This window comes from Arthrobacter crystallopoietes BAB-32, from assembly GCF_000328305.2.
In the GTDB taxonomy this organism is placed as follows: Bacteria; Actinomycetota; Actinomycetes; order Actinomycetales; family Micrococcaceae; genus Crystallibacter; species Crystallibacter crystallopoietes_A.
This window is the reverse complement of record NZ_ANPE02000101.1, coordinates 1-25,388: the sequence shown is the minus strand read 5'-3', so window position 1 is coordinate 25,388 and position 25,388 is coordinate 1. Positions and strand designations below refer to the sequence as shown.

The window sequence follows — 25,388 nt, the reverse complement described above, 5'->3', positions numbered from 1 at the left end:
GTATTTGGGGTAGGTTCCCGGTTACAGATTTACACTCTCTCTCATGGGGGTATGCTGTTTTCCGCGTGGTCAGGGTGGCCGGCCCCTTTTTTGACGACCAATGTGCCTCTGACTAGGGCGTTGACCTTCAAAATCCGGCCACCGGGGGTGCGGCCGGCCCGTGGCCGGCCATGGCAAACCGGGTGGACAGAGCCCGAAAACGGCCTTTTCCGACCGATTCGGGCGTTCTCAGTGCCCCCATCGCCTGTCGCGATGAATCGCCAAGGTGCCGCCGGACGTCGCTTCGCCGAGGGGTGCTCATGACAGTCGAAACGGCTGCGTCTGGTTCGAATCCATGAGCTGTCAGGGAGATCATGCAGTAGACGTGTGCGGAGCCGGTGTCAAGCGCTCACCGCACCGGCGTCGGGCGACCAGGCGCATAGGGAAGCTGTGCAGCATCACGTGCTGCCGGGAGGATCCTTAGGAGGGGCACCGGCGGTGGGTGGGTGCTGTGTGAGGCTGACCGGCGTCGGGCGACCAGGCGCATAGGGAAGCTGTGCAGCATCACGTGCTGCCGAAGACACTCGAGTGGAAGACACCGACTTCTGCCACTTTGCTCCACAAGGTCCGTGAACCGGCCGGTCTCCTGATGGGGAGGTAAGCCGGTTCGTGTCCGCCTCAGGACCTGAACATGTCCTCGTGCGCCTTGAAGTTCGGGGCTGTGTCTGCGTTATAAGCGCCGCAAACTTTGCCGATGAGGAGATCAACGGCATCCCGTACGTCATCGGTCTCGGCGTTGATACCGCGGCGCACCTTCCCATCGGAATCCATATAGATATATCCCCATCCGAACAGGGCGTCACAGCCTAGGCTGCAGGCCAGCATGGCCACGGAACGGAACGCTTTGCGTTCCTCCTCAGTGCATTGGCTGCGCGGCTTGATGTGCGCAGCTACCAGCAGCCTGGCTGGCCGCTCTTCCCCGCAGATCGCGCAGGTAGCTGTTGGCCGGCTGTACAGGAGATGGCGGCGCAGGTCGGCCTGTTCCCGGCGAACCGAGCCTAAGGAGACCTGGTCCGTGTTGTCGCCGTCCCATTCGTCCGGCCGGCCGAAGAGAATGTCCGGTGTGTCGGTCGGTGCAGGAAGATCGAGCTCTGCCAGCAAAGCGAGCCCATCCTTTTGTGAGAGGACGGACAGGAATCGTCCGCGGGTAGTCGTTCCGCCACTGTTGATCGCCTTCTCCGGGCCATTCTCGATCAGCTTGGCCACGCGTCGGTAGTTCAGATCAACCCCGGTCCGGATGGGTTCGATCTCAACAAGCCAGCCTTCGTCTGGCTCCTCGGGGAAATCTTTGGGACTCTCGGGCGGGCGCTCCGCATGCTTCCAAGGAGTGACCACGCGGCTGATGGCACGCAGATGGGCGTCATAGTGGTGGAACACAATGTCGCCGGATTCCAAATCCTTAATCATCGTTCGGGATTTTTCCGTGGCCTTGTCATGGCGCGGATTCGTAAACAGAGTTCGCGCCTTGATCGCCAACTCGTAATTCCTATCCTGATTGGCGTACCAGTAATTCACCATTCCACTGTCCCCCTTGTCGCTAATCCTACTGATTCTGGTAGGTTTCTCCGGCGGATATGCGCCCTTATTGGAGGTCTCCGACGCAGCCGTAATCTCGATGAGCAAGAGACGCTATCGGCCAACTAGCTCGGCGCGGCTCCTCAAGGTTATGCGTGGCTCATGCCGTTCCGGGCTTCTGGCGCCGCTTGGAGGCAAGCAGGCCGCTGTGAAACGTGCCAGCCGGTCCCGGACCAGCCACGTAAAGACTCACAGTGATGTCAGTCCGGCTCAATACTCTTCCTGCAACTAGTCAAATAGTACTGAGCAGCTCTGGCTAATCGGAGGAGGCGAGTCTGCGTTCAGCGGCCACCGGATAATTAGACCGCTGACGGCTTGCCGTATTGCCACTCCCAGCCATTGGGCTGGCCGGGGAAGCTGAAGGCGATGGTTCCTGACTTGGTCGCGACATCGAGAATGACAAGGCCTTCGACTTTTTCGCCCGGGCCGATTGAATCGGGCAATAACTCGGTCCTGTCTTGGACACAGTTATAGGCCTTATCCGAGGTGACGGTATTCATTCGGGAACCGTTTGAGGCATATCCCTTCCAGTAGTGACTGTCGAAGGAGACGCTGTTGGTTCCGAGTTGATCGACCATGTTCTTATCGGTCTGAATCTCCAGAGCAACCGCGATCATGTGCCCATTTGCCGGCTTCATGTCCGGAAAAGCGGGGCAATCATGCATTTCAATGCTGGTTACTTTGAACTTTAGGGAAGAATCTGCGTGAGTCTCAGCCCCTATACTGGCAACTTGGTTAATTTCCTTGACCAAGTTGCCGTGATCATTTTCCTTCCGTTGCCCATCCGTAGAACTCGGTGAGGGCTTCGCCGGCTCAACGGAGACAACCGGGGCAGGCTCTGTGGAATCGGCAGGGGCTGAGCAGCCAGAGAGTACAAGGGCCAATAGGGCCACGGCGGTAAACAATTTATTCAAGTCAAACCCCCAACAGAAATAATGTGCGAACGCAACTAGGCCGGTACCCTGTAATCGGGGATACCGGCTGTTAGATCATAATTTATTGTCAGGCTGGTTCGGGGCGGTTCTTACGGCGCGCCGACACTATTCCTCACATGTGACGTAGGAGCAGGCGGCGTTGGAGGACTTTTCACGATTATTCTGACCGTTCACTTCAATAATGCACCTGGTCGGTCTTCCGCTGGCACTATTCTAGGCGCCTGCCCTAGCAACCAACCCGAAGGACTGAGGATCATTAATGAGCGAGTCTCTCCCGATTGATCACTCAACCACCTAGGCAGTGCAGCTCGGTGACTTCGACCTTGTCTCCTGAGTTGGAGGTGTCGATCAGTTCGAAGACGGTCTGCTCCTCAAACCGGATGGTCGGGGTGATGTGGTTGTCATCGCTGATCACGACGTCGCCGGAGAGGAAGCGGGCCGAGATGTAGGCTCCGCGCGGACAGCCGCTCTGGCCAATGGATGTCACGGACACCACCACACAGTTGTAGGAGCTGCTGCACTGGCCCTCGTCAAGGAACTGGTAGTAGACGTCGTTGTTTTCTACCGTCCACCAGTCCTGCTCGTTCATTTGCTGTTGGACTGCGTCTTTCCGCTTCTGCTCGGCGGCAGCGTCCATCTCGGCTTGGGTCTGTGCGTATTCTGCTTCCCGCTGCTTCGCTTTCTGGGCTTTCTGGGTTTCCTCGGCCTTCATGGCGTCCAGCTTGGCCTGCCAGGCTTCGTCCTCCGCCTGCTCAGCAGCCAACGCCTGGCTCTGAGCTTGGGCACCCTGCACCCAGTTGACCCCCGCCAAGCCCAGCACTAGGAGCAGGACGGCGGCCCCGATCCAGGTGGTGATCTTGCGACCGCTGCTCCACGGCCTCCTGGGCTTCTTCGGCTTCAGGGGAGCCGGGACGGGAGTTGTCGGTGGTACACCGGCGGGCCGTGTGTGCGGAGTCCATTGGGTTCCGTCCCACCAGCGCAGGATGTTCGGATCGTCAGGCTGCGGATACCACCCAGCCGGTGTCATAGTCCCCCCAAGAAGATTCAGTAATCGGTGTTCTCGAAATCCTACGTGTCCGGCCACTCTGTTACGCCGCACAAGGGTGCAGCGGAAGGGCTGGGCGGCTAGGCAAAGACGTTTCGGCAGGAACAGACGCCGTAGGCATGCTAAACGCCGCTACGGGAGCCATGACAGTACATGCTTTTCAATCGTGTCGCTTAGACGGGATACGTCTTGAAGAGCCTGCACCCAAAGGTGCCGCTCCAGCCCGATGCTCCGGACCCCGCTCTTTGACGAACAACACCGCGAAACGGGATGTTTTCTCCGCTCCAGGCAGGTCAGGAAATTCCACAACGCCCGTCGGAAACACAAAGGCTTTGTCTATAGAAACTGCCCCGCCAAGGCCCGTCTCAATACCGGGAAGCCGCCTCGACCTGACGCCACACAGCGGCTCAATCTTTAGCAGGGTTTACCGCCCCGACGTCCGGGGCCACCGTGCAACGGATTGTGGTTGCTAGGAAAAAGTTTGCGGTAGGCAGCGTGAAAGGGGGAGGTCCTCTCGGGTCCGCGATCACGTGCTGTTCCCCCCTTCAAAAGGTCCTCTGAGCGAGCGGGGACGAGCTCGCTAAGGAAGTCGATTCTGTCATCTGCTGGCTCACGCGCCGCCGCCTTGCCGGCAGACTCCAGGACTTCAACTGCCGCCGCCCTGGCATCCTCCTGCTCCAGACCCCACGATGTGCCCTCCTGGACCAGATGTTCAAGGGTCAGTTTGCTCAGTTTCCTCTCCCCACCAAGGGCGTGCCCTGCATGCTCGGTGGCGTCGCAGAGTAGACGAGTTGGAGCTACGTCATACATTGGTGCAAGACGCACTTCGCCTCCATCACGGATCAGTAGCGTGTAGTTTTTCGAGTGGGCGTCGCCATTGCCGATCAGCAGGTTGAAGGTGACCGCGCGCAACAAGGTACGCATGAACTCGGCGGGGTCACGCATGTGAGGTTTCGCCAGAGCGGTCAGCTGGGTCAGCCGGGACGGTGTCGAGGTTTTGTCTTCGTACATTGGCTCGCGGGGCAGTGCCAGTGCCTGGTTGAAGTCCTCCTGATGCAGCCATTCGCCGTCAGGGGTGTAGTCGTAACGGGTAACTGCAAGATGCTCGGATGCTCCGTCCACCGTGAGGCAGGCGTCCACGGCAGGCAGACCGGCCGAACGGGCAACCCGCAACGCCCACTCTTCAGAGATGAGCAGGTCCGGTATCATCAGCTCCGCCGCCTTCGGCTGCTTGAAGATGGGCTTTGGGACAAATCCCTGGTCCCACCTGGCCGGTTCCATTGCCGCTTTGGACGGGAATATTTGGAGGGCCCCGGGAAGGTCCGGACCCAGAATGGATAGGAACCCTAGGGTGTCGGAGATCTGCAATCCATGTTGCTCGGCCAAGCCGTAACGGTCGTTTTCCAGAGGTAACAACCCGTCAAAATAGCTGGACACCCGGGGCCCAACGATGGCGTCGTTCGAGACGGGCAGGGACAGGGAGAGTACAACCGAGGAGGTGCCGTAACGCTCCATAATAGCTGGGGTGTACTGGAAGGAAAGATGGCCTGTGCTGTCGGACAGGACACCCACATGGCGTCCGCGCAGGAACACATCGAGATCGGGGCTCACGAATGCCCTCCAGATTCCAAGGCGATGGTGGTAGTCAGGTGTATGGGGATGAACGTTTGTGGACTGGTCACAGCGAAGAAGGTCGAGTTCACCAGACGGTACTCTGCTGTGTCGTCGACACGAACGGCGCCCAACTCCCCGTGGCCAACGCGGGGTAGACTTCGGATCCCAGCTTTATCGTCTTCCCGTGAGTGTTCTTTCCAAGGTCCATGGCAAGGTCATCCTAGCGGCGGTGTGAGTTTCTTCAGCGTATGTGGATGAGGCAAGGTGCGGGTACGGTCAGCGCAACTCATGGGGAGCAGCAGGAGCCTTCGTGGCGCCGGCCCGCGCACGGCGCTGCCCGGACCGGCTAGGAAAAGCAGACAGCCGGGCTGTGGCGTCAGCCGTCGTGGAATCGCTTCAGTAGCTCGGTGATGGCCTGGGCGGCGTCGGCCGCGATCTCGGGGGTCAGGTCGTCGGGTTTGGTGGAGACGAGCGGGCCGATCTTTTCGATCAGGCCGGCGTTCTCCTCGCCTTCCATCCGCTGGTGCCACTCGGTCATCGTCGCGGTGGCCTGGCCAACCTTCACCGAGAGGGTGAAAACGCGCTCAACTTCCATGTCGGTGTCGCCGACATCCGGGTCATCCACGAAGGCGTACTCGCCGACTTCGGCCTCTTCTGCCCAGATTGGCCTCAGGGGCCAGCTGTCTGAAATGCTCACCCGCCGATCCTACAGGGGCCAGCGTATGCTGCCAGGCTCTCCAAGACGCGGTCGAACCGCTCGTTGGATTCTTGGACCGGCATGACGTCGAAGGCTCCGGACGGGTTGCCGGAACGGTCCAGCTGCTGGACGAACACGGAGCCGCGGAGGGTGGCCAGTTCGCCGGGCTCGACGTCTCCGGCTACTGATCCGCGGCGTTGTTCATCTGCGCCATCCTGGCCGTGCTGACTATCCTGTTCATCCGCAACGGGACCGGCCTGCTGATCATCCTGGCCGCGGCCGCGGCCTCGGTCGCGCTGGCCCTGTTCACGCCGCCGGCGTTCGCTGGGCATGTGGTTATCGTCCTGGACCTGGCGCTGATGGTCGCCGCGTTCCGGGACGTCGTCAAGGTCATCTACGCAGTCAAGGACGGCCGCCGTAACCGAGTCCTCTGCTACTCCCTCGACGGGCGAGTGCACGCCTCTCTCGGCGTCTCCGCGCTGCGCAATGGAGTCGACTGAGGGAGGAGAAGCCTGACGTACGGAAAAACGAGTGCACGTGTTTTTGTACGTGTACCTGAAGGCGCCGCGAAGTTTGTCCGAGTGTGGATCCAGCCGTTATTCCACTAGTGGCACATTCCGTCGCGACTAGGAGGTCGTTAGCGGGGCAGCCTCGCCTGCGATACGACCTGGCGCGCCTTCGCGGCGCCGAGGACACCCTGCAAACGAAGTGCGGCGACTCGACCCCGTCGCACCAACGGAAATCTATCGTTGACCTCTCGGTGACCAGTGGTCTAATCTCCCTGCATGGAGTCATCAGACCATTGGGCCCAGACCGGGAAGCCGCGCCGGCGTTACATTCCGATAGCCCAGGACCTACTTCGCCAGATGCAAAACGGCACCGGTGAGGAAATGGTGAAGCTGCCCTCCGATCGTGAACTCGCAGACCAGTACGGCGTGTCCCGGGCGACTGTGCGCGAAGCGCTGTTCGCCCTTGACCTGATCGGTGCTGTAGAGGTGAAACACGGCGACGGAACCTACGTCGCAAATCGGGGCAAACGCCTGCAGGCATCGGACCAGTTTCAGTACGGGGCTCTGCCGGAACACGTCATAGAAACCCGCATCGTGCTGGAACCGTCGATCTCCATGAAACTCGCTGAGAACCCTGAAAGCGTTGCAGAGGCAGAGCGCGTGCACGACCTCAGCCAGAACCTCATGGAAGACCAAGGCTGTGTTCCTGAGTTCACCCGGCAGGCCCTCCAGTTTCATTTGAGCCTTGCCGGAGCGTTGGACAACAGGCTCATGGGGGAGCTGGCCTCGAGGTCATCTCCATTGATAACCAGCCTCTATGGGCGCTCATCAATCAGCTGGATCTGCAAAGCCTGGACCACCGCCGCAAGGTCCAGCAGGAACACTACGAAATTCTTGAAGCCATTCGCAGCGGTGATCAGAAACGGGCGTTTGAGGCGATGGAGCAGCACCTGAAGAACAACAAGAACAGGATTGTGCCGACCCGAGACGGGTAGGGCCCAGACCCCGAGGAGGAAGTACATGAATAGTCCGGACAGCTCGGAGATCATCAAAGCAAGTGCGATCAGCGGGGCTAACGGCTCAAGACCCATCGCATCAGCGGTGCTCCTGAGCAGTGAGAACGTCGATGCTATACAGAACTGTCTCGGAGTGGCAGTCATTCATCCCGGCGAGCCAGCGACCCCCGAGATGGTCCATAAGACCTCCGAAGTCATGTATGTCTCGCGTGGGCAAGGGAGGCTGGAGTCGGGCAGTGAGAGCCATGAGTTTTCCGAAGGGGACGCGCTGTACATCCCCGCTGGCAAGGCGCACTCCCTGGTGAACACGGGCAGCACCCCGCTGGTATCGGTGTACAGCTTCCCGCTCCCGTACCGTCCGCCGACCACCGTTGCGGAAGGGAGTCGCGCTTAGCCAAAAGTCACCGTAGAAGGTGACCTGCACCTGTACAACGACAACCCACACTAGGACAACGGAGTCCAACTATGGCTACTGAACCCAAATCGACAAACACCCAAGAAGCACTTGGCCACCTCATAGAGCGGATTCCGATCACTCGAATCCACTATCTCGCCCTCTTCCTTGTTGTCACCGGGGGCTTGTTCGAAGTCCTCGAGCAGCTGATCCTCTCGGCCCTTGGCCCGGCCCTCCAAGACGCTTTCGGTATCGGCGCACAGGACCTCGCATTCCTGTCGACGGCAACTCTTCTGGCCATTGTGGCGGGCGGCGTCCTCGGCGGGTACCTCGCAGACAAAATCGGCCGACGCGGTGTCCTGGCAATCAGCGTCGGCATCTACTCCCTCGGATCAGTCCTATCGGCTGTGGTCCCTGACTACACGGTTCTGGCGCTTGCCCGAGTCGTCACGGGAATCGGTGTCGGCGGCGAAATCGCTGTCGGGCTGACCTACCTGTCCGAGCTCACGCCCACCAAAATCCGCGGACTCTTCGTCTCGCTCTTCAACACCGTGTCGGCCGGCGTCGGAATGTTCGTCGCGTATGCGTACGCGCTATTCGTGCTCGGTCCCTTCGCCGCACTCATCGGTGCAGGAGAAAACGGATGGCGCTGGGCCTTTGGCCTGCTGGGAATCCCGGCAGTCCTTGTGTTTTTCCTTCGGCGGTATCTCCCTGAAACCCCGCGATACCTGATGGAGCGCGGCCACGTCCATAAACTCAACGACTCGCTCACCCGACTTGCCCAAGGCAGGCTGCGTCTCCGACAGAATGAGCAGCCGACGGCCTATTTCGATACCGCTGATTCTGAATCGATCGAGGCCGCCCCCCGCACAGTCAGCCCGCGGAAGGAAAATGCGATCCGCGCGCTGTTCGAGGCGCGGCAAAGGACACGGACGATCGGCCTGTCCGTTGCAGCCCTTCTGGCCTGGGGAGCGCAGTTCAGCGTCATCATCCTTATGCCCCTGCTCCTCGTCGACCGCGGATACTCCATTGGCGGAAGCCTGACCTTCACCATGGTCCAGAATATCGGAGGTCTCCTCGGCGCCATCGTCGCATCGATCGGTGCCTACGCGTTCCCACGCCGCCGCATGATCCTCATAGGCACGATCCTGGCTGCCATATCGGTCATCCTGTTCGCACTGTTCGCCACGACCCCTGCGTTGGTGATGATTCTCGGATTCCTCTTCCAGTTCTGCGTCATGCTCGTCAACACCACTATCTGGACCTGGGCACCTGAACTCTTCCCCACGAAGATCCGCGGGTTGGGAACCGCAGTCGTGGTTAATATCGGCTTCTTCGGGGGTGCGCTCATCCCGCTCAGCTCGGCATGGTTCTACGAGAACCTCAACGAGTTCTCGGTCTTCGCCGGAATCGCTGTCATGTACGTGATGATCCTGCTCGCAAGCCGCTTCGTCACCGAAACGCACAACGTGCCCTTCGAGAAGCTCCACGGACCCGCAACACCGGAACCCCAGCAGACACTGACCAACCCGCTGTGAAAGTAGGAACACAACAATGACACACGCTTCAGCAGCCTGGCCTCCAAGAGACCTCCTCGGATACGGCGCGAACCCGCCCGCCGTGGAGTTCCCGGATTCCGCACACGTCGCAGTCAACCTCGTCGTCAACTACGAGGAAGGGTCCGAGTACAGCCACTTTCTCGGCGACGGGGAAAACGACTCCCTCACAGAAGTCCAGTACCCGTTCCCACCGGACGTGCGCGACTTGGCCACGGAGTCGATGTACGAGTACGGAAGCCGCGTGGGGATCTGGCGCCTGCTCCGGCTCTTCGAGGAGCTCGGAGTCAACGGGACGATGTTCGCCTGCGCCGAAGCGTTCGAGAGAAATCCCGAAGTGGCCTCGGAGGCCAAACGCCTCGGTCACGACCTGGTCTCTCACGGGTACCGCTGGGAGGAACACTGGCGTCTGTCACGCGAAGAAGAGGCTAAGCGAATCCGCATCGCGGTCGAATCCTTCGAAAAGACGTGGGGGTCCAGGCCTAACGGCTGGTATTGCCGCTACGGTCCGTCTGTAAACACCCGCGAACTCCTCGTAGAAGAAGGAGGCTTCCTCTACGACTCCGACGCATACAATGACGACCTGCCTTACTTCGTGCAAGTAGGGGAAAAACGCCATCTCGTCGTGCCCTACTCGCTAACCTACAACGACATCCAAGGCACACGGTCCCCTGGCGACTTCCTTGAATACCTCAAGCGCGGACTGGATGAGCTGTGGCTCGAAGGATCGCGAGGACAGCCGAAAATGATGTCCATCGGGCTGCATCCGCGGCTCGTGGGTCAGGCCGGACGCACGAATGCACTGCGTGAGTTCATTGAGTACGCCCAGAACAAGGGCAGGGTCTGGTTCGCACGCCGAGACGACATCGCCACGACGTGGATGGAACAGTTTGGATAAGCCGCAATGCATAAGAGGCATCAGAACACCCAGCGCGTACGCTGCGCTGGGTGTTCTGATGCTCGCTGGACCCAGCAGCGTCAACACAATGTTTGCCCGCTGCTCCAAACGTCTCAATTTAGAGTCCATTGGGAGGGCTCAGCCATTTTCGGCGCATAGCAAAGGAAGCCTGAAACAAGGCCGTAGTACACGTCTTGGAATACGTGACCACGAAGACGCGACCTTGTTCTGCAGCGCGGTCGGCAAGGTCGCGTTTACGGTCACTAGGTGGTCTTTTGCAAAGCGCGGTCGATGGGAGACGGAGGTAGCAAGCAGGGGTGGCCTGACTCACCCTGCTGAAGGCACACCCTGCTGACAAACCGCCCGGCGCCAACCCCACCGACTAGGATAGTTTCAGCGGCCCGCCAACGGACTTGGCGCACCTCTCCTCGCGGGTCGGGCTACCACCGTGCCACGATAGAGGAGCTGACAGGTTTGCCGGGATGCTGAGCGATGCCGAACTTGAATCTGTACTGTCAGTCGGGCAGGAAACGCGCGCCGTTGAGTTCAAGCGGTCGGGCTCTCTCGAAGATGGCGACTACGTTGCCCTCGTAGCGCGGGCGGCCCTTGCCTTCGCCAACCAGCGTGATGGCGGCCAGATCATCCTGGGCATCGTCGATAGCTCGGCGATGGGCGAGGAAAACGGGCTCAATGAGAGCCAGCTCGAGGACTGGTCTGACATCGACAAGGTCACGGATAAAATCAACCGGTATGCGGATCCGCCGCTGCAGCTCACCGTCGGAAAGCGCAACCACCCCAACGGCCGCGGGGTGGTCATCATCGAGGTCCGCGAATTCGCCGAAATTCCATCCCTCTGTGCCCGTGACTTCGGCAGTAAGCTCAAGCTCGGCCAGCTCTACACACGGTCGCTGCGCAAGCCGGAAAGCTCGCAGTATCATACGCAGAACGAGATGCGGGAAGTGCTGGACCTGGCTACCCAAAAGGGGCTGCGGAGGTTTGTAGAAACCGTCGGCCGTGCCGGCCTGAACCTGGCCGCCGCGGCCTCTTCACAGCCAACCGAGCAGCAGCTATACCGCGAACAGCTTGATTCTATTCCCGCTCACCTCTCCACCTTCGATTCCGCAGCCCCGCATTTCGTGCACATCATCCATCCCAGTTCGTTCTCACCGGACCGGATTGCTTACACCGAGCTTCAGCAGAAGGTCGCCGGGTCAACCGTTTCTAAGCGTGGTTGGCCTTTTCCGTTTTCTAGAGAGCCGGAGCGCGGGCAGGACCTGATCTGGGAAGAGAACGGTAGGATGCACCCCGAGGCATGGGCTTTCTTCACAACCGGGCTGTTCGCCGATCTCCGGAGCATAGGGGAGTGGCAGAACGACTGGGATTCCCTGACGATAGACGACGAGCGGGGTATTACCGGCAACATGCCCGTCTGGCTTCCACTGTGCAACTTCACGGAAGCCATCGAATTCGCTGTACGGCTCAGAGCGGCGATGGCTCTGGATGAACCGATGGCCATCAGGTTCGAAGGCAAACATCTCACTGGACGCCGGCTTGTCGTGGCAGATCGGGGGCGGTCCGGCTTCCACAGCAACTATGTCTATAGCGCGGCGGAATGGTCCAGCAACCCTATCCTGTTGGATGACACCACGGCAGTCGCGGGTACCCGACAGTTCGCCGTGGAAGCCACGAAGGAGCTTGTTCACCGTTTCGGCTGGACTGCCGTGACTGACGATCTGCTCTCAAGCATCCAGGATCAGGTGTTCGGTCCGGAGTGACTGCCGATTAGATTGTCGATTTGCCGAGGTGCGACTAAGGGCGGAATGCGACTCCCGAGCACCTCAGTGTTGTCAAGAACGACTACGAGACCATCGGCCCCGGCGAGCTGCTTAACTGCCCTACCTATACCGGATTGGAAAGAACAATGACGAGTTACAGTGTGGACTATCTGTCTCGGTTGCACTCAGTTGTGGAGGAGTTCGAGACCGAGTTTGAGCGTTGGATGCAGACTCAGGTCGAATCCGACCATTTGCATGCTCGTGGCTTGCTTCCAACTGTATGGACCAAGGAGGGACAGAACGAGTCTAAGGTACGTCTCTTGGAACTAAGCGTTGCAGAGGCAGCTGGAGCGGCTGCCAAGGCGGTGGCAGTGACAGGTGCCTATATAGCGGTCGCCGGTTTGGGCGCGATCGACCCGATCTCCAACTGGTCCATGATGCGTCATCCTAAGGCAGTAGTGTCTCCGCATGACGTCCGGTCCACCGCCGCTACGGTGAAAGGACGGCTGAAGGGCTTGATTGAGGAAGCACAAGCAACCGAGGATTCAGGCGTTCCGGCTTTCGCTCCATCCCAACTTCACCAGCTAATCTGGGCTGCCGCCGCTGACCATTGGACGACGCACCAGCGCAGGGTAGCAGTACGAGAGGCGGCAGAAGCCTTGAGCGTGGACTGGAAGACAAGGCTTGGGCGCAACGACGTCGATGACACCGTCTTCTGGCAGCAGACCCTATCCCCGGGCGAACCGGCTCAAGGGAAGCCCAAGCTGGCTTGGCCGGGAAACCCTTCCGATAAGACGGTGAAGAGCATGCGGGGAGGTCTCGAGCCGATGGCGAAGGCGCTAACACATCTGGCAACAGGACTTAATCTAACTGTTCGTAACGTGACCACTCACACCCGTGAGGAGCTGTCGGAACAGGAAGGCATCGAGAGGCTAGCGGCCTACAGTTACTTCGCCCGCCTGCTCGATCAGTGCGAAATCCGCCACGCAGAGTATGAGGTCGAGGAGTAGTTTTACATCCATGAGCCTCGCCGCCCGGACAGCATTGGAGCTCAGTGCCGGCGGATGGTGCCATGGGTGGCTGCATTTTCCATGAGCACGATGTGCACGGAAGTAACAGACAAGGGCTCCAAGTCAAGCCAGGTCGTGGCGTGAAGAACGAGTGTGATCCAGTGGGCTGCGATGCCCGCGGCGCGGACGAAATGATAGGGATGCATGAACGGTTTCATGGGCGGCTGGGACAAGGTCATAGGTGACAGCAGTCATGTCTGGCAGGTCTACATGATGGAGATCAACCGGCAGGCGCGGACGTGCAAGGCGGCCTGTGACAAAACATTGCAGCTGGGGCAGCGTCTACGTATGGGTCAGCAGATGAGCCCCGCCGATTTTGAGGAGCTCGGTGAGCGAGTGGAACAGGCAATCTCTTGTGCGGCCGCCATGAGAAACCTAATTTTCGGTAGTGGAAAGCCACGGAAGAAGGAGCTGACCGACATCTGGAAAGACCGCATTCGGTGGGTTCAGGACCGAATAGGAAATCCGACGCTGCCCACCATCAAAAACGTCGCTGCGCGGAACTATCTTGAGCATTTCGATGAGCGGATGGATGAATGGGTTCATGAATGGGCGCATCGATCAGCGGAGGAACCAGGATAGGTCGGAGCCTTCGACTGCATCGTAAAGGAGCGTGGTATCTGGGGTCAGCCTTGTGGCGACGCAGAACTTATTCGCTGCTATATCGCGGATGAAGCGGTGTTCGTGCTTCGCAAGGACGAGGTGCATATCCCGACCCTTATGAAGGAAGCAAATACGGTGATCTGGCGACCGCGTCAGTATACTGCGGCTCATACCGCTATGTGGAAGACCAGTGGAGCAGCGCCCCAGATCATCATCCCTTTCTAGGCCTCCGGCCGATTGTCAGTCGAGCAGCTTAAGGGAAACGGCTCAGGCATGACCTTGGCGATCTGGCTCTCCTTCGCCAGCCCGCTGGCGGCGGACCGAGCGTAGATGCTCATCACTTGGCGCATCTCCTTTAGGGTGGTGACGGGATGGACGAAGAACCGGAAAGATCATCTGCTTCTTGTCCGCATGCTCGGTCTCCATCGGGATGTACGGGATCCCGTTCAGCTCCAGCACGGTGCACTGCAGGACCGCCGAGAAGCACTTGCGATCATCACCGGTCCGCGTCCTGCAGGCCGGCGGCGTGGACGCCCCAAGGCGTTTAGTTCCTGAGAAGTTCTGAGGGCCAAGGTGAAGGAATCTAACTCTGGAACTACGCGGAAAAGTACATGTCTTTTCGTACGTGTGCATGACGCTATCACCAAGATCTGCACGCTCCCATTGTTGGCCGGTGAAAACATCTCGAGCGCTTTCGTCCTGCCGACCGTCGCCTCCTGCATCGACCTCGTGGTGCACTGCACGCGCGCGCCCTCGGGAAAGCGGCAGGTCGCGGAGGTCGTCTCCTTGGGCCGTCGGGTGGAAAACGGCATCATCGAAACGTCGACGGTGTTCAGCAGGCGTGACGGCGATCTTGTGGCCAGCGAGTCCGCGAGTCCCGGTGAGGAGAAGTTTGCCCGCGCCGGGTACAACGTCATGCAACTGATCGGCAGCACGCCGTGACAGCGGCTGCGGGCTTGGCTGGCGGGATCGGCCTCTTCCTGATCTGGTGGTCCTGTTGGGAAGTTCCCGGCCACGGTCAGCGTCCGGCCCGGTCCGCAAGGCCCAGCCGCCTCCAGGCAACGATCAACCAAGCCGGAATCCAGAAGGTCACGGTCCAAGGGCTGCTGGCCAGTTGCCTCGGCACCGGAGTCTTTACGCTCCTGCTCGTCCTCGTGCTCACGCAGTCACCTCCGATCGCCGCTTGTTTCGCCCTTTTCGGCGCCTGGTTGCCGTATCTGCTGATCCGCTGGCGGGCCCGACGCCGGGTTTCGGCGATGCGGGAGATCTGGCCGGATGCGGTGGACCACTTGCGTTCGGCCATTCGCGCCGGTCTGTCGTTGCCCGAGGCCCTGGTGCAATTGGGAACCCGAGGCCCGGTGGAGTTGCGCCCGGCGTTCGTGGAGTTCGGTGCGGACTACAGGGCAGGCGGCCGTTTCGACCATTCACTGGAGCGGCTGAAGAACCGGCTGGCCGATCCCGTGGCAGACAGGATCTTCGAGGCATTGAAGATGACGCGGGAAGTCGGCGGCACGGATCTGGGCAAGTTGCTGGGTACACTGGCAGACTTCCTGCGGGACAGTGCAAGGACACGCAGCGAGCTCGAAGCACGCCAATCATGGACCGTCAATGCCGCGCGGCTGGCCGTGGCTGCGCCATGGATCATTTTGATGCTGTTGGCGACCCGGCCGGAGGCCGTCGCGGCCTACAACACCGTGGGCGGCATCATGGTGCTGCTGGGGGGACTCGTGGTCTCCATCGTCTGCTACCGGCTGATGCTCCGCCTCGGAGCCCTACCGGAAGACGAAAGAGTGCTCCAATGAGCCAGTTCCTCGTCCTTGGTGTTCTTGCGGGGGCCACGTTGGGCAGCGGGCTGTGGCTGGTTTTCGTCCGGCTGCCAGCCATGCGCAGGACAAGGTTCGTCGACCGGATCTCGCCTCAGCTGAAGTCCGTTGACCTGCAGTCGCGACTCTTGGCGGCCGTACCGGGAACAGTCACGCCGTTCGGTGCACTTGAGCGGATTATCAGACCGGTGCTTTCGGATCTTATGTCGTGGCTGGGCCGCTTCAACTACGGCACGACTGTCCTGGGCAAGCGCCTCGCACAGGCGGGCCGCAAGCAAAGTCCGCTCGATTTCCGGGCGGAACAGTTCATGTGGGCCGCGGGCGGCCTGGCCCTCGGCATTGCGCTCGCGATTGTCTCGGCGGCAGCCGGTGGCTTCGATGCTGTCGCATCCGCGGTATTCACCCTCGGGCTGGCAGCAGGGGGATTTCTCCTGCGGGACTATCTGCTGACGCTGCAGATCCAACGCAGGGAGGCCAAGATGCTCGCCGAGTTCCCGAGCCTGGCTGAGCTGATGGCCTTGGCCGTCAGCGCGGGCGAAAGCGCCACCGGCGCGCTGGAACGAATCTGCCGTTCATCGAAGGGTGAACTCGCGGGTGAGTTCGCCTCGGTACTGGCAGCAACACGCGCCGGAACACCCCTGCTTGCCGCTCTGCAAGAGTTTTCGCACCGCAGCCGTCTGCCCGCCTTGGTCCGTTTCGTAGACGGAATCACGGTTGCCGTCGAGCGCGGTACGCCCTTGGCCGATGTGCTGCGGGCACAGGCCCAAGATGTGCGCGATATGGCTAAACGGGACCTGATGGAAGCGGCAGGCAAGAAAGAAATCGCCATGATGGTGCCGCTGGTCTTCGGCGTCCTGCCACTGACCGTGCTGTTCGCGGTGTACCCGGGCCTCGCCTTGATCGACCTGGGCTGGTGAAGGGCAGTGACCAGTAGCTTCCGTCACAACAAGAACAACAACGAAAGAAGGCGAAGGCCAGACATGAGCAACAACACTTTTTTCCTACGGATCGCCGCCGTCGTGTCGATTGCCGTTGCACATACGGCTCTCCGGTTCCGGACTGCGCTGGACGGCGGCGATCGGGAACGCGGAGATGTGCCGGGCTGGGTCATGATCACTTTGATGTCCGCAGTCCTTGTAGCCGGTATCCTGGCCATCGCCAAGCCGGCGCTGGAGGGGCTCTTCAACGATGCCATGGGACGGGTAAGCCAGCCCTGATGTTCGTGGGAAAGCTCCGCCCGAAGAGGCCGCATGGCGAGCCGGACAGGGGATCGGCGGCGGTGGATTTTGTGCTGGTGGGCGGCGTTCTGGCGCTCATCTTTGTGTCTGTCATCCAGTTGGCATTGGTCCTCCACGTCCGAAATACCCTCATCGACGCTGCCGGTGCGGGAGCACGGTACGGTGCCTTGGCTGACCGGGACTCTGCGGATGCCCGTGCCCGGACGCAGCAGCTGATCGACAGCACCCTCAATCCGTCGTATTCGCAGAATGTGCGGGTCGATGAGGTCAACCATGGAGGGACACGGACCTTGCGGATTACCGTCACTGCGCCGTTCCCTGCCCTAGGTCTTTTCGGACCGGCCGGGATGCTGGAGGTGCAGGGCCATGCGCCGCTTCCTGGCTGAGCCATTCCCAGCCGCCCGCTGGCGGACGCTGCGCCATTTGATCGGGCGGATGGGTGCAGAACCTGGACAGGAACGCGGCAGTGCTGTCGTGGAATTCGTCTTCCTCGGTACCCTGCTGCTGGTTCCTGTGGTCTACTTCGTGATTGCGGTGGGGCAGGTGCAGGGCGGCTCGTTCGCCGTGGTGAGCGCGGCCGATCATGCGGCCAAAGTCTTTGCCGCAGCGGAGGAACCGGCAACCGCGCACGGGCTGGCGGAACAGGCGGCGATTGTCTCGGTCCAGGACTTCGGCTTCGACCCCGCAGACCTCACCCTATCCATTGCTTGCGGCTCGGGCGCCTGCTTGGAGCCCGGTTCGACCGTCACAGTTGAGGTTGCACTTGACGTGCCGTTGCCCCTGCTGTCGGGGATGGGCATGTCTTTCGCCCGGGTCAATTCTTCCGCCACGCAGATTGTCGAGCAGTACGGATGAGGGCTGCCCGAGCATTAGCCCGCGGCGCAGCTACGGCACGACCGGGCCAGCGATGTTTCCGTCCGCCCCGACAGGATGAGGAAGGGCAGGTCGCCGTCCTCATCATCGGTTTCGTGGCGATCAGTTTGTTGATCCTGACCGTTGTCATGGCCGTGTCGACCGTCTACATCGAGCGGAAAAAACTACTCTCAGTGGCGGACGGGGCTGCCCTGGCAGCAGCAGATACGTTCACACTGGCCGATGTCGAGGCTGGCGACGGGGCCCCCGTCCCGCGGCTGAGCGACGGCGCCGTGCAGAGCGCCGTTGGACGCTACCTGACAGAAACCGGGGCAGCGGGCCGGTTCAATGGGCTCGTGGTCAGCCGTGGTACCGGATCTCCGGAAAGCCGCACGGCCCATGTGGTGCTTGGGGCCGTCGTCCACCCGCCCATAGTGAATTTCCTTGTTCCCGAAGGAGTGCCGATCACCGTGTCCAGCGACGCCCGTTCGGAATTGCGGCGTTGACGTGCTGCAGTGCCGCCGTGCCTGCCGGAATCCGGGAGGACGAATGGATATGAGCAAGCGTGGCACCAGGGCCGGTGCAGCCTTGGTCACGGTGCTGCTGGGCTGGCTGCTGACCGGCTATCCGGCGGTCCTGATGTTCTTCGTTGCGGTCTTCAGTTTCAGCGGGTGCTTGCTGGAATGCACTGAGCCCGATCCCGTGGCGGGCACGCTCGCGGCAATCGCGGCTTCAGCACTTGTCGCCGCACCACTGCTCATCGCCTACAGTGTCCTGCGGCCAAAATCGCATGCCTGGAAGTTCGGCGTCGCCGCGGTGGCTGCATTGGCACTGGTCGGACTGTATGGCGTCCTGGCCGGCGCCTTTTGAACAGCCACCTTTGACGAATTGAGGGGCCCGCAGGCAGGCAACGGACTGTGGGCGGGCCCGTCACGGGAACGTGCACAACGCCACATGGCGTAGTCTTGGAAGACCATGGCTGAGATCGACTTTCCCGCAGAAATCCGTGCCCTCCGCGCGACCTACGAATCCATTGAGGCTGTTTCCGACGTGGAGGCCATCCGGAAAGACATAGCCGTGCTCAGCGAACAGGCGGGAGCACCCGACCTGTGGGACGATCCAGCAGCGGCGCAGAAGATCACTTCGAAACTGTCCCACCGCCAGTCCGAGCTTGAGCGCCTCGAAAAGTTGGCATCCCGGATCGACGACCTTGAAGTCCTCGTTGAACTTGGCAAGGACGCTGGCGACGAGGACTCGCTGACTGAAGCTGCTGCAGAGCTGCAGGCGCTCAAGAAGTCCCTCTCCGACCTTGAAGTGGTCACCCTGCTGTCGGGCGAGTACGACGAGCGCGAAGCCGTGGTCACCATCCGTTCGGGTGCAGGCGGCGTCGATGCCGCAGATTTTGCCGAGATGCTGATGCGCATGTACCTGCGCTGGGCTGAGCGGCATGGCTACTCGACGTCGGTGCTGGATACTTCCTACGCCGAAGAGGCGGGTTTGAAGTCCGCAACGTTCGAAGTCAAGGCGCCATACGCCTTCGGAACCCTTTCGGTGGAAGCCGGCACACATCGTCTCGTGCGGATCAGCCCCTTCGACAACCAGGGCCGCCGCCAGACGTCGTTCGCCGCGGTGGAAGTGATCCCGCTGATCGAACAGACGGATTCCATCGACATCCCGGACAACGACATCAAGGTCGATGTTTTCCGGTCCTCAGGTCCGGGTGGCCAGTCGGTGAACACCACGGACTCGGCGGTGCGCTTGACCCACCTTCCGACCGGCATCGTGGTCTCGATGCAGAACGAGAAGTCGCAGATCCAGAACCGTGCCGCTGCCATGCGCGTGCTGCAGTCCCGGCTGCTGCTGCTGAAGAAGGAGCAGGAGGACGCTGAGAAGAAGGCACTGGCCGGCGATGTGAAGGCGTCCTGGGGCGACCAGATGCGTTCCTACGTGCTGAATCCCTACCAGATGGTCAAGGACCTTCGGACGGAGCACGAAGTCGGCAACACGGGCGCGGTGCTCGACGGCGAAATCGACGACTTCATCGACGCCGGCATCCGCTGGCGTGCCAACAGCCGCAACGCCGCCGAGTAGCCGAAGCTGGAAGGGCAGGTCGTATCTGCCCGAACCGGTCTAACTAATTTCAACGGGACCTCCTCTGCCTTATGGGTGGAAGGGGTCCCTCTCTTTTGCGAGTGAACCCTCGCTTTCTGCTGCCGTGCGACGCCCTGTGCCGCACAACTGCCGCGGGTCGTCCGAGAGAACTGCCAAAGCGTAATCGGACCGTGACCACTTCCTCATCCGGATCCGTTGACAGCGCAGTGACACTCGTCATACATTTTCCGTAACGTGAATCACCTTTCATGTTTCAGGGAATCCGACCGAGGTGGTGCACACTTCAGCTCATCTCAGCGGATCCACGACGAAAGGCATCCCGTGAAGGCAACGAAAAAGTTCCTGATGGCCGCGGCGCTCACCGCCGGACTGGCGGCCACCTCGTGCGCGCCCAGTCCAGGCGGCGAAGGCGATGCGGCTGGGGCAGCAGGCGGCGCCGAAAGCATCAACGTCGGCATTGTCTACTCCAAGACCGGACCGCTGGCCGCTTACGGCGAGGCCTACTATGAGGGCCTGCAGGCGGGCATCGACTATGCCACCGAGGGGACCGGCGAAGTCAACGGCACCAAGCTCAATCTGACGTACCATGACGACGGCGGCGATCCCGACAAGGCGGTGACCGTCGCCAAGGACCTCATCGGGCAGGATTACAAAATCCTCGCCGGGACCGTCGTCTCCGGCATCGCGCTCAAGCTCTCCGAACAGGCCGAACAGAACAAGGTGCTCTATATCTCCGGGCCCGCGGCAACGGACGCGATTCAGGGCATCAACGATTACACCTTCCGGTCGGGACGGCAGAGCCTTCAGGACGTGGCGACAGCCGGCAGCTTCGTGGACGACCTGAACGGCAAGAAGATCGTCGTTTTCGCCCAGGACAACGCCTTCGGCCAGGGCAACCTCGCCGCGGTCGAGGCAGTGCTCGGGGCGCAGGGCGCCACAGTGGAGAAGGTGCTGGTCCCTGAGGACGCCACCGAATTCACACCGTTCGCCCGCCAGCTGATCGATGCCAAACCGGATCTGGTCTTCGTGGCCTGGGCCGGCGCCACGTCGGGATCGATGTGGGAGGCGCTCGATCAGCAGGGTGCCTTCGACGCGGCGCCGATCGTGACCGGTCTGGGGGATGCAGCCACGTTCGGTGCTTACGGGGCAGCTTCCGACAAGATCAGCTTCCTGAACCACTACTTCCCGGGCGCGTCCGGCAATGAGGTGGAGAAGGAAATGATCGCCGCAGTCGAGGAGGCCGGCGCCAAGCCCGACCTGTTCACACCGGACGGCTTCGTGGCCGGACAGATGATCGTCCGAGCCGTGGAAGAAGGCGGCAACGATGTCGACGCCATGGTCACAGCGTTGGAGGGCTACACCTTCGAAGGGCCCAAGGGTGAAACAACAGTGCGTGCTTCGGACCACGCTCTGGTCCAGGACATGTACCAGGCCAAGCTCGTCGAGCAGGGCGGCTCCTGGGCCCCGGAACTGGTCGACGTGGTTCCGGCCGAGGAAGTCGCTCCGCCGGAAGCCCAGTAACCGGTCCAACAGGCGCGGTGGCGGCGTTTTTCAACGGCGCCGCCACCGCCGCGACCCCGTAGCCAACCGAAGGAAAACCATGACTGCCCCAGCACAGCCTGCACTCGCCGTCGAAAGCGTCGGCCTGCAGATCGGCGGCGCCCGCATCCTGGCGGATGTCAGCTTCTCGGTGCCCGCCGGCGAAATGGTCGGCGTGATCGGCCCCAACGGTGCCGGCAAAACCACGCTGTTCAACCTGATCTCCGGCGTGCTGAAGCCGACTGCCGGCAGCATCGCCATCAATGGGCAGGACGTGACCGGGGTGCCGGTCCACCGCCGGGCCAAGGCCGGGTTGGGCCGCACTTTCCAGACTTCGAGCCTGTTTCCCGGGCTGACGGTCCTGGAAAACGTACGGCTCTGCGCACAGGCGCGGCTGGGCGGGAGTTTCTCCGTGCTTCGCTTTCCCGGTGCCGGCGACGCCGCGACCAGGACGGCCAGGGAGAACATCGAGGAGGTCGGCCTGACCGCGAAGAGTTCGGTTGCCGCGGGGGATCTCTCCCATGGCGATAAGCGCAAGGTGGAGATCGCCATGCTGCTGGCGGGAGACCCCGCACTGATCCTGCTCGACGAGCCGATGGCCGGCGTCGCTTCCGGGGATGTCCCGGCCCTGAGCGCGATCATCCGCCGCATGCACCGGGACCGCGGCTGCACCGTGATGATGGTGGAGCACCACATGGACGTGGTGCTGGGGCTCGTCGACCGCGTTGCCGTGATGCACCACGGCAGCCTGCTGGCTATCGACACGCCCGACGCAGTGATGGCAGATCCGACCGTGCAGAGTGCCTACCTGGGGGAGCCCGTCTGATGAGCAGCCACACCACAGCCAAGCCCATCCTCGAAATCTCCGGCCTGAGCGCGCACATCGGCGGCCAGCAGGTGGTGGAGGACGTCTCCTTCACCGTTCCGGCCACCGGCATCACGGCGCTGCTCGGACGCAACGGCGTGGGAAAGACCAGCACCATCAAGGCGCTGATCGGCCTGATCGACCGCACGGGCCGGGTGGAGCTCGACGGCCGGCGGATCGACAACGAGCCGACCTGGAAGCTGATCCGCCGCGGGGTTGGCTACGTCCCGGAGGACCGCGAGGTGTTCAGCAAGCTCACCGTGGCGGAGAACCTCCGGCTGGCCGAGCGGGACGCCCATCCCCGGCGCCAGCTGGTGGACGAGCTGTTCCCCGACCTTGTCAAGCGCTCAGGCCAGCTCGCCGGCACGCTCTCGGGCGGCCAGCAGCAGATGGTCTCGCTGGCCCGGGCGCTGCTCAACGACAACAAGGTCCTGCTGATCGACGAGCCGACCAAGGGCCTGGCGCCCAAGATTGTCCAGGAAGTGGCTGAGGCGCTGGAGCAGGCGGCCGCCACCGTGCCGATCCTGCTGGTCGAACAGAACCTGCAGGTGGTCCGCCGCCTCGCGGGCGACGCCGTTGTGCTTTCGGGCGGCCGGGTGGTCCACACCGGCAGCGCCCTGGAATTCCTCGACGACGCAGACCTCACCCAGCGCCTGCTCGGCGTGCACGCGGACGGCGAGGCGGAGACTCCCGCCGCTGCACAGGAAGGAGCGGCCAGATGAGCACTGTCGTCCTGTTGTTCGTGACCGGTCTCGGCCTCGGCGCGCTGTACTTCCTGGTCGCGTCCGGCCTGTCCCTGAGCTACGGGCTGATGGGCGTGCTGAACTTCGCCCACGGCTCCTTCCTCACCCTCGGCGCCTTTGCCGGCTGGGAGGTCGCCCGCCGCACCGGAGCCGACAGCTGGTGGACGTTCCTGCTCTCGATCCTGATCGGCGCCGCCGTGGGAGCGCTGTTCGCGGCGTTCACCGAGCTGGTGCTCATCCGCCGGCTGTACGAGCGGCATATCGAACAGGTCCTCATCACCGTCGGCCTGTCGCTGGCCACCGTTGCGCTCTTCGAAGGCATTTGGGGAACGGACCCGGTCTTCATCGACGGGCCGGCCTGGTTCAGCCAGACCACCAGCCTCCTGGGCGCCCAGATCCCGAACGACCGCTTTATCTCGATCATCGCGGCGGCCTTGGTCCTGCTGGGCATGGTGCTCTTCCTCAAGCGCACACGCTACGGGATGATCATCCGCGCCGGCGTGGAAAACCGCTCCATGGTCACCGCGCTCGGGATCGACGTGCGCAAGGCCTTCACACTGGTCTTCACGATCGGCGGCGCCGCGGCCGGCCTCGGTGGCGTGCTCGCCTCGCATTACTTCGGCTATGTCTCGCCGCTGCTGGGCGGCTCGCTGCTGATCTTCGCGTTCATCGTCACCGTGATCGGCGGCCTTGGGTCGCTGACCGGCGCGGCGGTGGCCTCCGTGGTCGTGGCGCTGCTGCAGCAATTCGCGAACTTCTACCTCTTCGGCACGGGCGATTTCGTCGTCGTTATTGCCCTGGCCCTTGTCCTGCTCTTCCGCCCCTCCGGCCTGCTTGGGAGGAAATCATGACCACCAGCGAGACCGACATCGAGCAAACGGGTGCACCGGGACCTGATTCATCGGGTTCGGCGGAGTCCGCTAACGACGGCGGTGCCTCCACCGGCGGCAGCGGCACCAACGTGCCGGGCCGGGACACGAAACGCGCCGGCGGGAAGGCCCTGCTGAAGTGGGGTGCCGGGGGAGCGGCCGTCGTCCTGCTGGGGCTGCTGCCGCTGCTGAACCTGTCCCTGCCGGGCGTGCTGCCGGGGCCCACCTATACGCCGGGCTCGCTGCAGCTGCTGGCCATGTGCATGCTGATGGCTGCCGCCGCGCTGAGCTACCACATGCTGCTCGGCGTGGCCGGCCTGCTCTCCTTCGGCCACGCACTGTACTTCGGTGCCGGGGTGTACGGGCTGGCCATCATCCTCGACAACCTGGACATCCCGCTGCTGCCGGCAATGGGCCTGACCCTGCTGCTGGTCATCGTGCTGGCGCATGTCGTCGGGGCGGTCAGCCTCCGGGTGGCAGGCATCCCGTTCGCGATGGTCACGCTGGCCTTCGCCGAGGCAGGGTCGGTCCTTGTCGGGCGCAACCCCGGTGGCGCCAGCGGCGGTGAGGAAGGCCTCGCCCTGGCCACGGACAACCTGCCGGACTTCCTGGTCGGCGTGGTCAACACCCGCAATCTGTACTGGCTGGCGCTCGCAGTGCTCGTGCTCGTCTTCGCCATCGTTACCTGGGTGCAGTACAGCCGGGCCGGCCACGTCGCCTCGGCGGTGCGCGAGAACGAACTGCGCGTGCGGGTGATCGGCCTGCAGCCCTACCTGATCAAGCTGCTGGTGTTCGTGGTCGGCGGTGTGCTTGCCTCGCTCGTCGGGATGGTCTACCTGCTGCTGCAGTCCGGCGCCGTGCCGCGCAGCGTCTCGGCGGACTTCACCATCACGCTGCTGGTCATGGTCGTCCTGGGCGGGGTAGGTTCCCGCTGGGGCGCCGTCGTCGGCGGCGTGTTCTACACTCTGCTGGACCAGCGGCTGACCTCGCTGGCGAATTCCGAGGCCATTGCCGGCCTGCCGGACGTCCTGCGCATCCCGCTCTCCGAACCGCTGTTCATCCTGGGCACGCTGTTCATCCTGGTCGTGCTGTTCCTGCCCGGCGGTCTGACTGGAGCCGCCAAGCGGTTCGGCCGCGGCCGGAAGGCGGGGCGCCGCGGGGAGGAGACGGACAACGCGCGTGCCGTGCTGGAGGACGCCGCGTGATGGCCCGGCGGGAGGACGGCCTGCACACCCTTGGCCGCTGGACTGCCGACCGTGCCGCCTCGACCCCCGGCCGGGTGGCGATCGACGACCGCGGAGTCACCCTGCTCTACCGCGACCTGGACCGCCGCGCGGCCGCCCTGGCGGAGGCGTTCCACGCCGCCGGCTACGGCATCGGGGACCGGATAGCCACCGTGACAGGCAACTCGTCGGACCACGTGGTGGTGTTCTTCGCCTGCGCCAAGGCAGGGCTGGTGCTTGTCCCGCTGTCCTGGCGGCTGTCGCCGGCGGAACTGGCGGAGCAGCTCGAGCATGCTGATCCGGCCTTGGTCCTGGTGGAGCACGAATTCGATGCGCTCGCCGCCGCGGCCCTGTCCAGGCTGCCGGCACCGGCGCACACGGCGCCCCTCGGCCCGGCT

General features: G+C 62.3%; 27 protein-coding genes and 2 pseudogenes. 24 read left to right on the top strand and 5 right to left on the bottom strand.

Going from position 1 to position 25,388, the window contains the following annotated elements; genetic code table 11:
• Positions 1–657 precede the first annotated feature (657 nt).
• The 5 genes from D477_RS21100 to D477_RS07675 form a co-directional block, all read right to left on the bottom strand.
• On the bottom strand, positions 658–1,557 hold the full coding sequence (locus D477_RS21100) for an HNH endonuclease signature motif containing protein (protein WP_150110043.1): 900 nt from the start codon (positions 1,555–1,557) through the stop codon (positions 658–660).
• 356 nt (positions 1,558–1,913) lie between these two features.
• On the bottom strand, positions 1,914–2,519 hold the full coding sequence (locus tag D477_RS07690; protein WP_190273540.1) for a hypothetical protein: 606 nt from the start codon (positions 2,517–2,519) through the stop codon (positions 1,914–1,916).
• A gap of 316 nt (positions 2,520–2,835) precedes the next feature.
• Positions 2,836–3,576 (bottom strand): DUF2510 domain-containing protein, encoded by a 741-nt coding sequence (locus D477_RS07685; RefSeq protein ID WP_043846110.1) that lies wholly within the window; start codon positions 3,574–3,576, stop codon positions 2,836–2,838.
• A 432-nt stretch (positions 3,577–4,008) separates the two neighbouring features.
• A complete protein-coding gene (locus tag D477_RS07680; RefSeq protein ID WP_005268447.1) occupies positions 4,009–5,205 on the bottom strand; it encodes a type II toxin-antitoxin system HipA family toxin in 1,197 nt (398 codons plus the stop codon).
• A 379-nt stretch (positions 5,206–5,584) separates the two neighbouring features.
• The gene (locus D477_RS07675; protein ID WP_005268446.1) at positions 5,585–5,905 is read right to left on the bottom strand and encodes a hypothetical protein; all 321 of its coding nucleotides are present in this window, start codon (positions 5,903–5,905) and stop codon (positions 5,585–5,587) included.
• A gap of 197 nt (positions 5,906–6,102) precedes the next feature.
• Between D477_RS07675 and D477_RS07670 the strand changes: the two genes are divergently transcribed.
• The 24 genes and pseudogenes from D477_RS07670 to D477_RS07555 all read left to right on the top strand — a co-directional run.
• Positions 6,103–6,405 carry a M50 family metallopeptidase gene (locus D477_RS07670; RefSeq protein ID WP_005268445.1) on the top strand — a complete coding sequence of 101 codons (303 nt, stop codon included), beginning with the start codon at positions 6,103–6,105 and terminating at the stop codon, positions 6,403–6,405.
• A 285-nt stretch (positions 6,406–6,690) separates the two neighbouring features.
• Positions 6,691–7,233: pseudogene (locus tag D477_RS21780) on the top strand (FadR/GntR family transcriptional regulator); the annotation flags it as partial.
• Entirely contained in the window at positions 7,209–7,409 is a 201-nt protein-coding gene (locus tag D477_RS23855; protein WP_424580004.1) for an FCD domain-containing protein, read from the top strand. The pseudogene D477_RS21780 and the gene D477_RS23855, both read left to right, overlap by 25 nt.
• 25 nt (positions 7,410–7,434) lie before the next feature.
• Positions 7,435–7,824: a cupin domain-containing protein gene (locus D477_RS23850; RefSeq protein ID WP_081608506.1), complete on the top strand. Its 390-nt coding sequence runs from the start codon at positions 7,435–7,437 to the stop codon at positions 7,822–7,824.
• Positions 7,825–7,895: 71 nt separating this feature from the next.
• Positions 7,896–9,362: an MFS transporter gene (locus tag D477_RS07650; RefSeq protein ID WP_005268442.1), complete on the top strand. Its 1,467-nt coding sequence runs from the start codon at positions 7,896–7,898 to the stop codon at positions 9,360–9,362.
• A gap of 16 nt (positions 9,363–9,378) precedes the next feature.
• Positions 9,379–10,278, top strand: coding sequence for a polysaccharide deacetylase family protein (locus tag D477_RS07645; protein ID WP_043846102.1), 900 nt, complete (start codon positions 9,379–9,381; stop codon positions 10,276–10,278).
• Positions 10,279–10,760: 482 nt separating this feature from the next.
• Complete coding sequence (locus D477_RS07640) at positions 10,761–12,053, top strand: RNA-binding domain-containing protein (RefSeq protein WP_005268440.1); 1,293 nt, start codon at positions 10,761–10,763, stop codon at positions 12,051–12,053.
• A 146-nt stretch (positions 12,054–12,199) separates the two neighbouring features.
• Positions 12,200–13,063 carry a TIGR02391 family protein gene (locus D477_RS07635; protein ID WP_005268439.1) on the top strand — a complete coding sequence of 288 codons (864 nt, stop codon included), beginning with the start codon at positions 12,200–12,202 and terminating at the stop codon, positions 13,061–13,063.
• A 204-nt stretch (positions 13,064–13,267) separates the two neighbouring features.
• Positions 13,268–13,705 carry a hypothetical protein gene (locus tag D477_RS07630; protein ID WP_005268438.1) on the top strand — a complete coding sequence of 146 codons (438 nt, stop codon included), beginning with the start codon at positions 13,268–13,270 and terminating at the stop codon, positions 13,703–13,705.
• A 606-nt stretch (positions 13,706–14,311) separates the two neighbouring features.
• A pseudogene (locus tag D477_RS07625) lies at positions 14,312–14,668 on the top strand (CpaF family protein); the annotation flags it as partial.
• On the top strand, positions 14,665–15,528 hold the full coding sequence (locus D477_RS07620) for a type II secretion system F family protein (RefSeq protein ID WP_005268436.1): 864 nt from the start codon (positions 14,665–14,667) through the stop codon (positions 15,526–15,528). The pseudogene D477_RS07625 and the gene D477_RS07620, both read left to right, overlap by 4 nt.
• Complete coding sequence (locus D477_RS07615; protein WP_005268435.1) at positions 15,525–16,466, top strand: type II secretion system F family protein; 942 nt, start codon at positions 15,525–15,527, stop codon at positions 16,464–16,466. The genes D477_RS07620 and D477_RS07615 overlap by 4 nt, the downstream gene beginning before the upstream one ends.
• A 63-nt stretch (positions 16,467–16,529) precedes the next feature.
• Complete coding sequence (locus D477_RS07610) at positions 16,530–16,766, top strand: hypothetical protein (RefSeq protein ID WP_005268434.1); 237 nt, start codon at positions 16,530–16,532, stop codon at positions 16,764–16,766.
• Positions 16,766–17,173, top strand: a complete 408-nt coding sequence (locus D477_RS07605; RefSeq protein ID WP_005268433.1) for a TadE family protein — start codon at positions 16,766–16,768, stop codon at positions 17,171–17,173. The genes D477_RS07610 and D477_RS07605 overlap by 1 nt, the downstream gene beginning before the upstream one ends.
• A 49-nt stretch (positions 17,174–17,222) precedes the next feature.
• Positions 17,223–17,642 (top strand): hypothetical protein, encoded by a 420-nt coding sequence (locus D477_RS07600; protein WP_150110041.1) that lies wholly within the window; start codon positions 17,223–17,225, stop codon positions 17,640–17,642.
• Positions 17,639–18,145 (top strand): pilus assembly protein TadG-related protein, encoded by a 507-nt coding sequence (locus D477_RS07595; protein ID WP_081608505.1) that lies wholly within the window; start codon positions 17,639–17,641, stop codon positions 18,143–18,145. Before D477_RS07600 ends, D477_RS07595 begins: the two co-directional genes overlap by 4 nt.
• A gap of 49 nt (positions 18,146–18,194) precedes the next feature.
• A complete protein-coding gene (locus D477_RS07590; protein ID WP_005268430.1) occupies positions 18,195–18,509 on the top strand; it encodes a hypothetical protein in 315 nt (104 codons plus the stop codon).
• A 105-nt stretch (positions 18,510–18,614) separates the two neighbouring features.
• Positions 18,615–19,730 (top strand): peptide chain release factor 2, encoded by a 1,116-nt coding sequence (gene prfB, locus D477_RS07585; RefSeq protein ID WP_005268429.1) that lies wholly within the window; start codon positions 18,615–18,617, stop codon positions 19,728–19,730.
• A 342-nt stretch (positions 19,731–20,072) separates the two neighbouring features.
• Positions 20,073–21,272 (top strand): substrate-binding domain-containing protein, encoded by a 1,200-nt coding sequence (locus D477_RS07580; protein WP_005268428.1) that lies wholly within the window; start codon positions 20,073–20,075, stop codon positions 21,270–21,272.
• A 79-nt stretch (positions 21,273–21,351) separates the two neighbouring features.
• A complete protein-coding gene (locus D477_RS07575) occupies positions 21,352–22,116 on the top strand; it encodes an ABC transporter ATP-binding protein (protein WP_005268427.1) in 765 nt (254 codons plus the stop codon).
• Entirely contained in the window at positions 22,116–22,877 is a 762-nt protein-coding gene (locus tag D477_RS07570; protein ID WP_005268426.1) for an ABC transporter ATP-binding protein, read from the top strand. The genes D477_RS07575 and D477_RS07570 overlap by 1 nt, the downstream gene beginning before the upstream one ends.
• Positions 22,874–23,749, top strand: coding sequence for a branched-chain amino acid ABC transporter permease (locus D477_RS07565; protein WP_005268425.1), 876 nt, complete (start codon positions 22,874–22,876; stop codon positions 23,747–23,749). Before D477_RS07570 ends, D477_RS07565 begins: the two co-directional genes overlap by 4 nt.
• Positions 23,746–24,972, top strand: coding sequence for a branched-chain amino acid ABC transporter permease (locus D477_RS07560; protein ID WP_005268424.1), 1,227 nt, complete (start codon positions 23,746–23,748; stop codon positions 24,970–24,972). The genes D477_RS07565 and D477_RS07560 overlap by 4 nt, the downstream gene beginning before the upstream one ends.
• Positions 24,972–25,388 (top strand): AMP-binding protein (locus D477_RS07555; RefSeq protein WP_005268423.1); only part of this gene is annotated, 417 nt, incomplete at its 3' end. The genes D477_RS07560 and D477_RS07555, both read left to right, overlap by 1 nt.

Excerpts from the sequence above, each read along its gene's own strand:
- D477_RS21100 (WP_150110043.1), bottom strand. The coding sequence starts at position 1,557 with ATGGTGAATTACTGGTACGCCAATCAGGATAGGAATTACGAGTTGGCG.
- D477_RS07685 (WP_043846110.1), bottom strand. The coding sequence starts at position 3,576 with ATGACACCGGCTGGGTGGTATCCGCAGCCTGACGATCCGAACATCCTG.
- D477_RS23850 (WP_081608506.1), top strand. The coding sequence starts at position 7,435 with ATGAATAGTCCGGACAGCTCGGAGATCATCAAAGCAAGTGCGATCAGC.
- D477_RS07650 (WP_005268442.1), top strand. The coding sequence starts at position 7,896 with ATGGCTACTGAACCCAAATCGACAAACACCCAAGAAGCACTTGGCCAC.
- D477_RS07645 (WP_043846102.1), top strand. The coding sequence starts at position 9,379 with ATGACACACGCTTCAGCAGCCTGGCCTCCAAGAGACCTCCTCGGATAC.
- D477_RS07640 (WP_005268440.1), top strand. The coding sequence starts at position 10,761 with ATGCTGAGCGATGCCGAACTTGAATCTGTACTGTCAGTCGGGCAGGAA.
- D477_RS07635 (WP_005268439.1), top strand. The coding sequence starts at position 12,200 with ATGACGAGTTACAGTGTGGACTATCTGTCTCGGTTGCACTCAGTTGTG.
- D477_RS07630 (WP_005268438.1), top strand. The coding sequence starts at position 13,268 with ATGAACGGTTTCATGGGCGGCTGGGACAAGGTCATAGGTGACAGCAGT.
- D477_RS07615 (WP_005268435.1), top strand. The coding sequence starts at position 15,525 with ATGAGCCAGTTCCTCGTCCTTGGTGTTCTTGCGGGGGCCACGTTGGGC.
- D477_RS07610 (WP_005268434.1), top strand. The coding sequence starts at position 16,530 with ATGAGCAACAACACTTTTTTCCTACGGATCGCCGCCGTCGTGTCGATT.
- D477_RS07605 (WP_005268433.1), top strand. The coding sequence starts at position 16,766 with ATGTTCGTGGGAAAGCTCCGCCCGAAGAGGCCGCATGGCGAGCCGGAC.
- D477_RS07600 (WP_150110041.1), top strand. The coding sequence starts at position 17,223 with ATGGGTGCAGAACCTGGACAGGAACGCGGCAGTGCTGTCGTGGAATTC.
- D477_RS07595 (WP_081608505.1), top strand. The coding sequence starts at position 17,639 with ATGAGGGCTGCCCGAGCATTAGCCCGCGGCGCAGCTACGGCACGACCG.
- D477_RS07590 (WP_005268430.1), top strand. The coding sequence starts at position 18,195 with ATGAGCAAGCGTGGCACCAGGGCCGGTGCAGCCTTGGTCACGGTGCTG.
- prfB (WP_005268429.1), top strand. The coding sequence starts at position 18,615 with ATGGCTGAGATCGACTTTCCCGCAGAAATCCGTGCCCTCCGCGCGACC.
- D477_RS07575 (WP_005268427.1), top strand. The coding sequence starts at position 21,352 with ATGACTGCCCCAGCACAGCCTGCACTCGCCGTCGAAAGCGTCGGCCTG.
- D477_RS07570 (WP_005268426.1), top strand. The coding sequence starts at position 22,116 with ATGAGCAGCCACACCACAGCCAAGCCCATCCTCGAAATCTCCGGCCTG.
- D477_RS07565 (WP_005268425.1), top strand. The coding sequence starts at position 22,874 with ATGAGCACTGTCGTCCTGTTGTTCGTGACCGGTCTCGGCCTCGGCGCG.
- D477_RS07560 (WP_005268424.1), top strand. The coding sequence starts at position 23,746 with ATGACCACCAGCGAGACCGACATCGAGCAAACGGGTGCACCGGGACCT.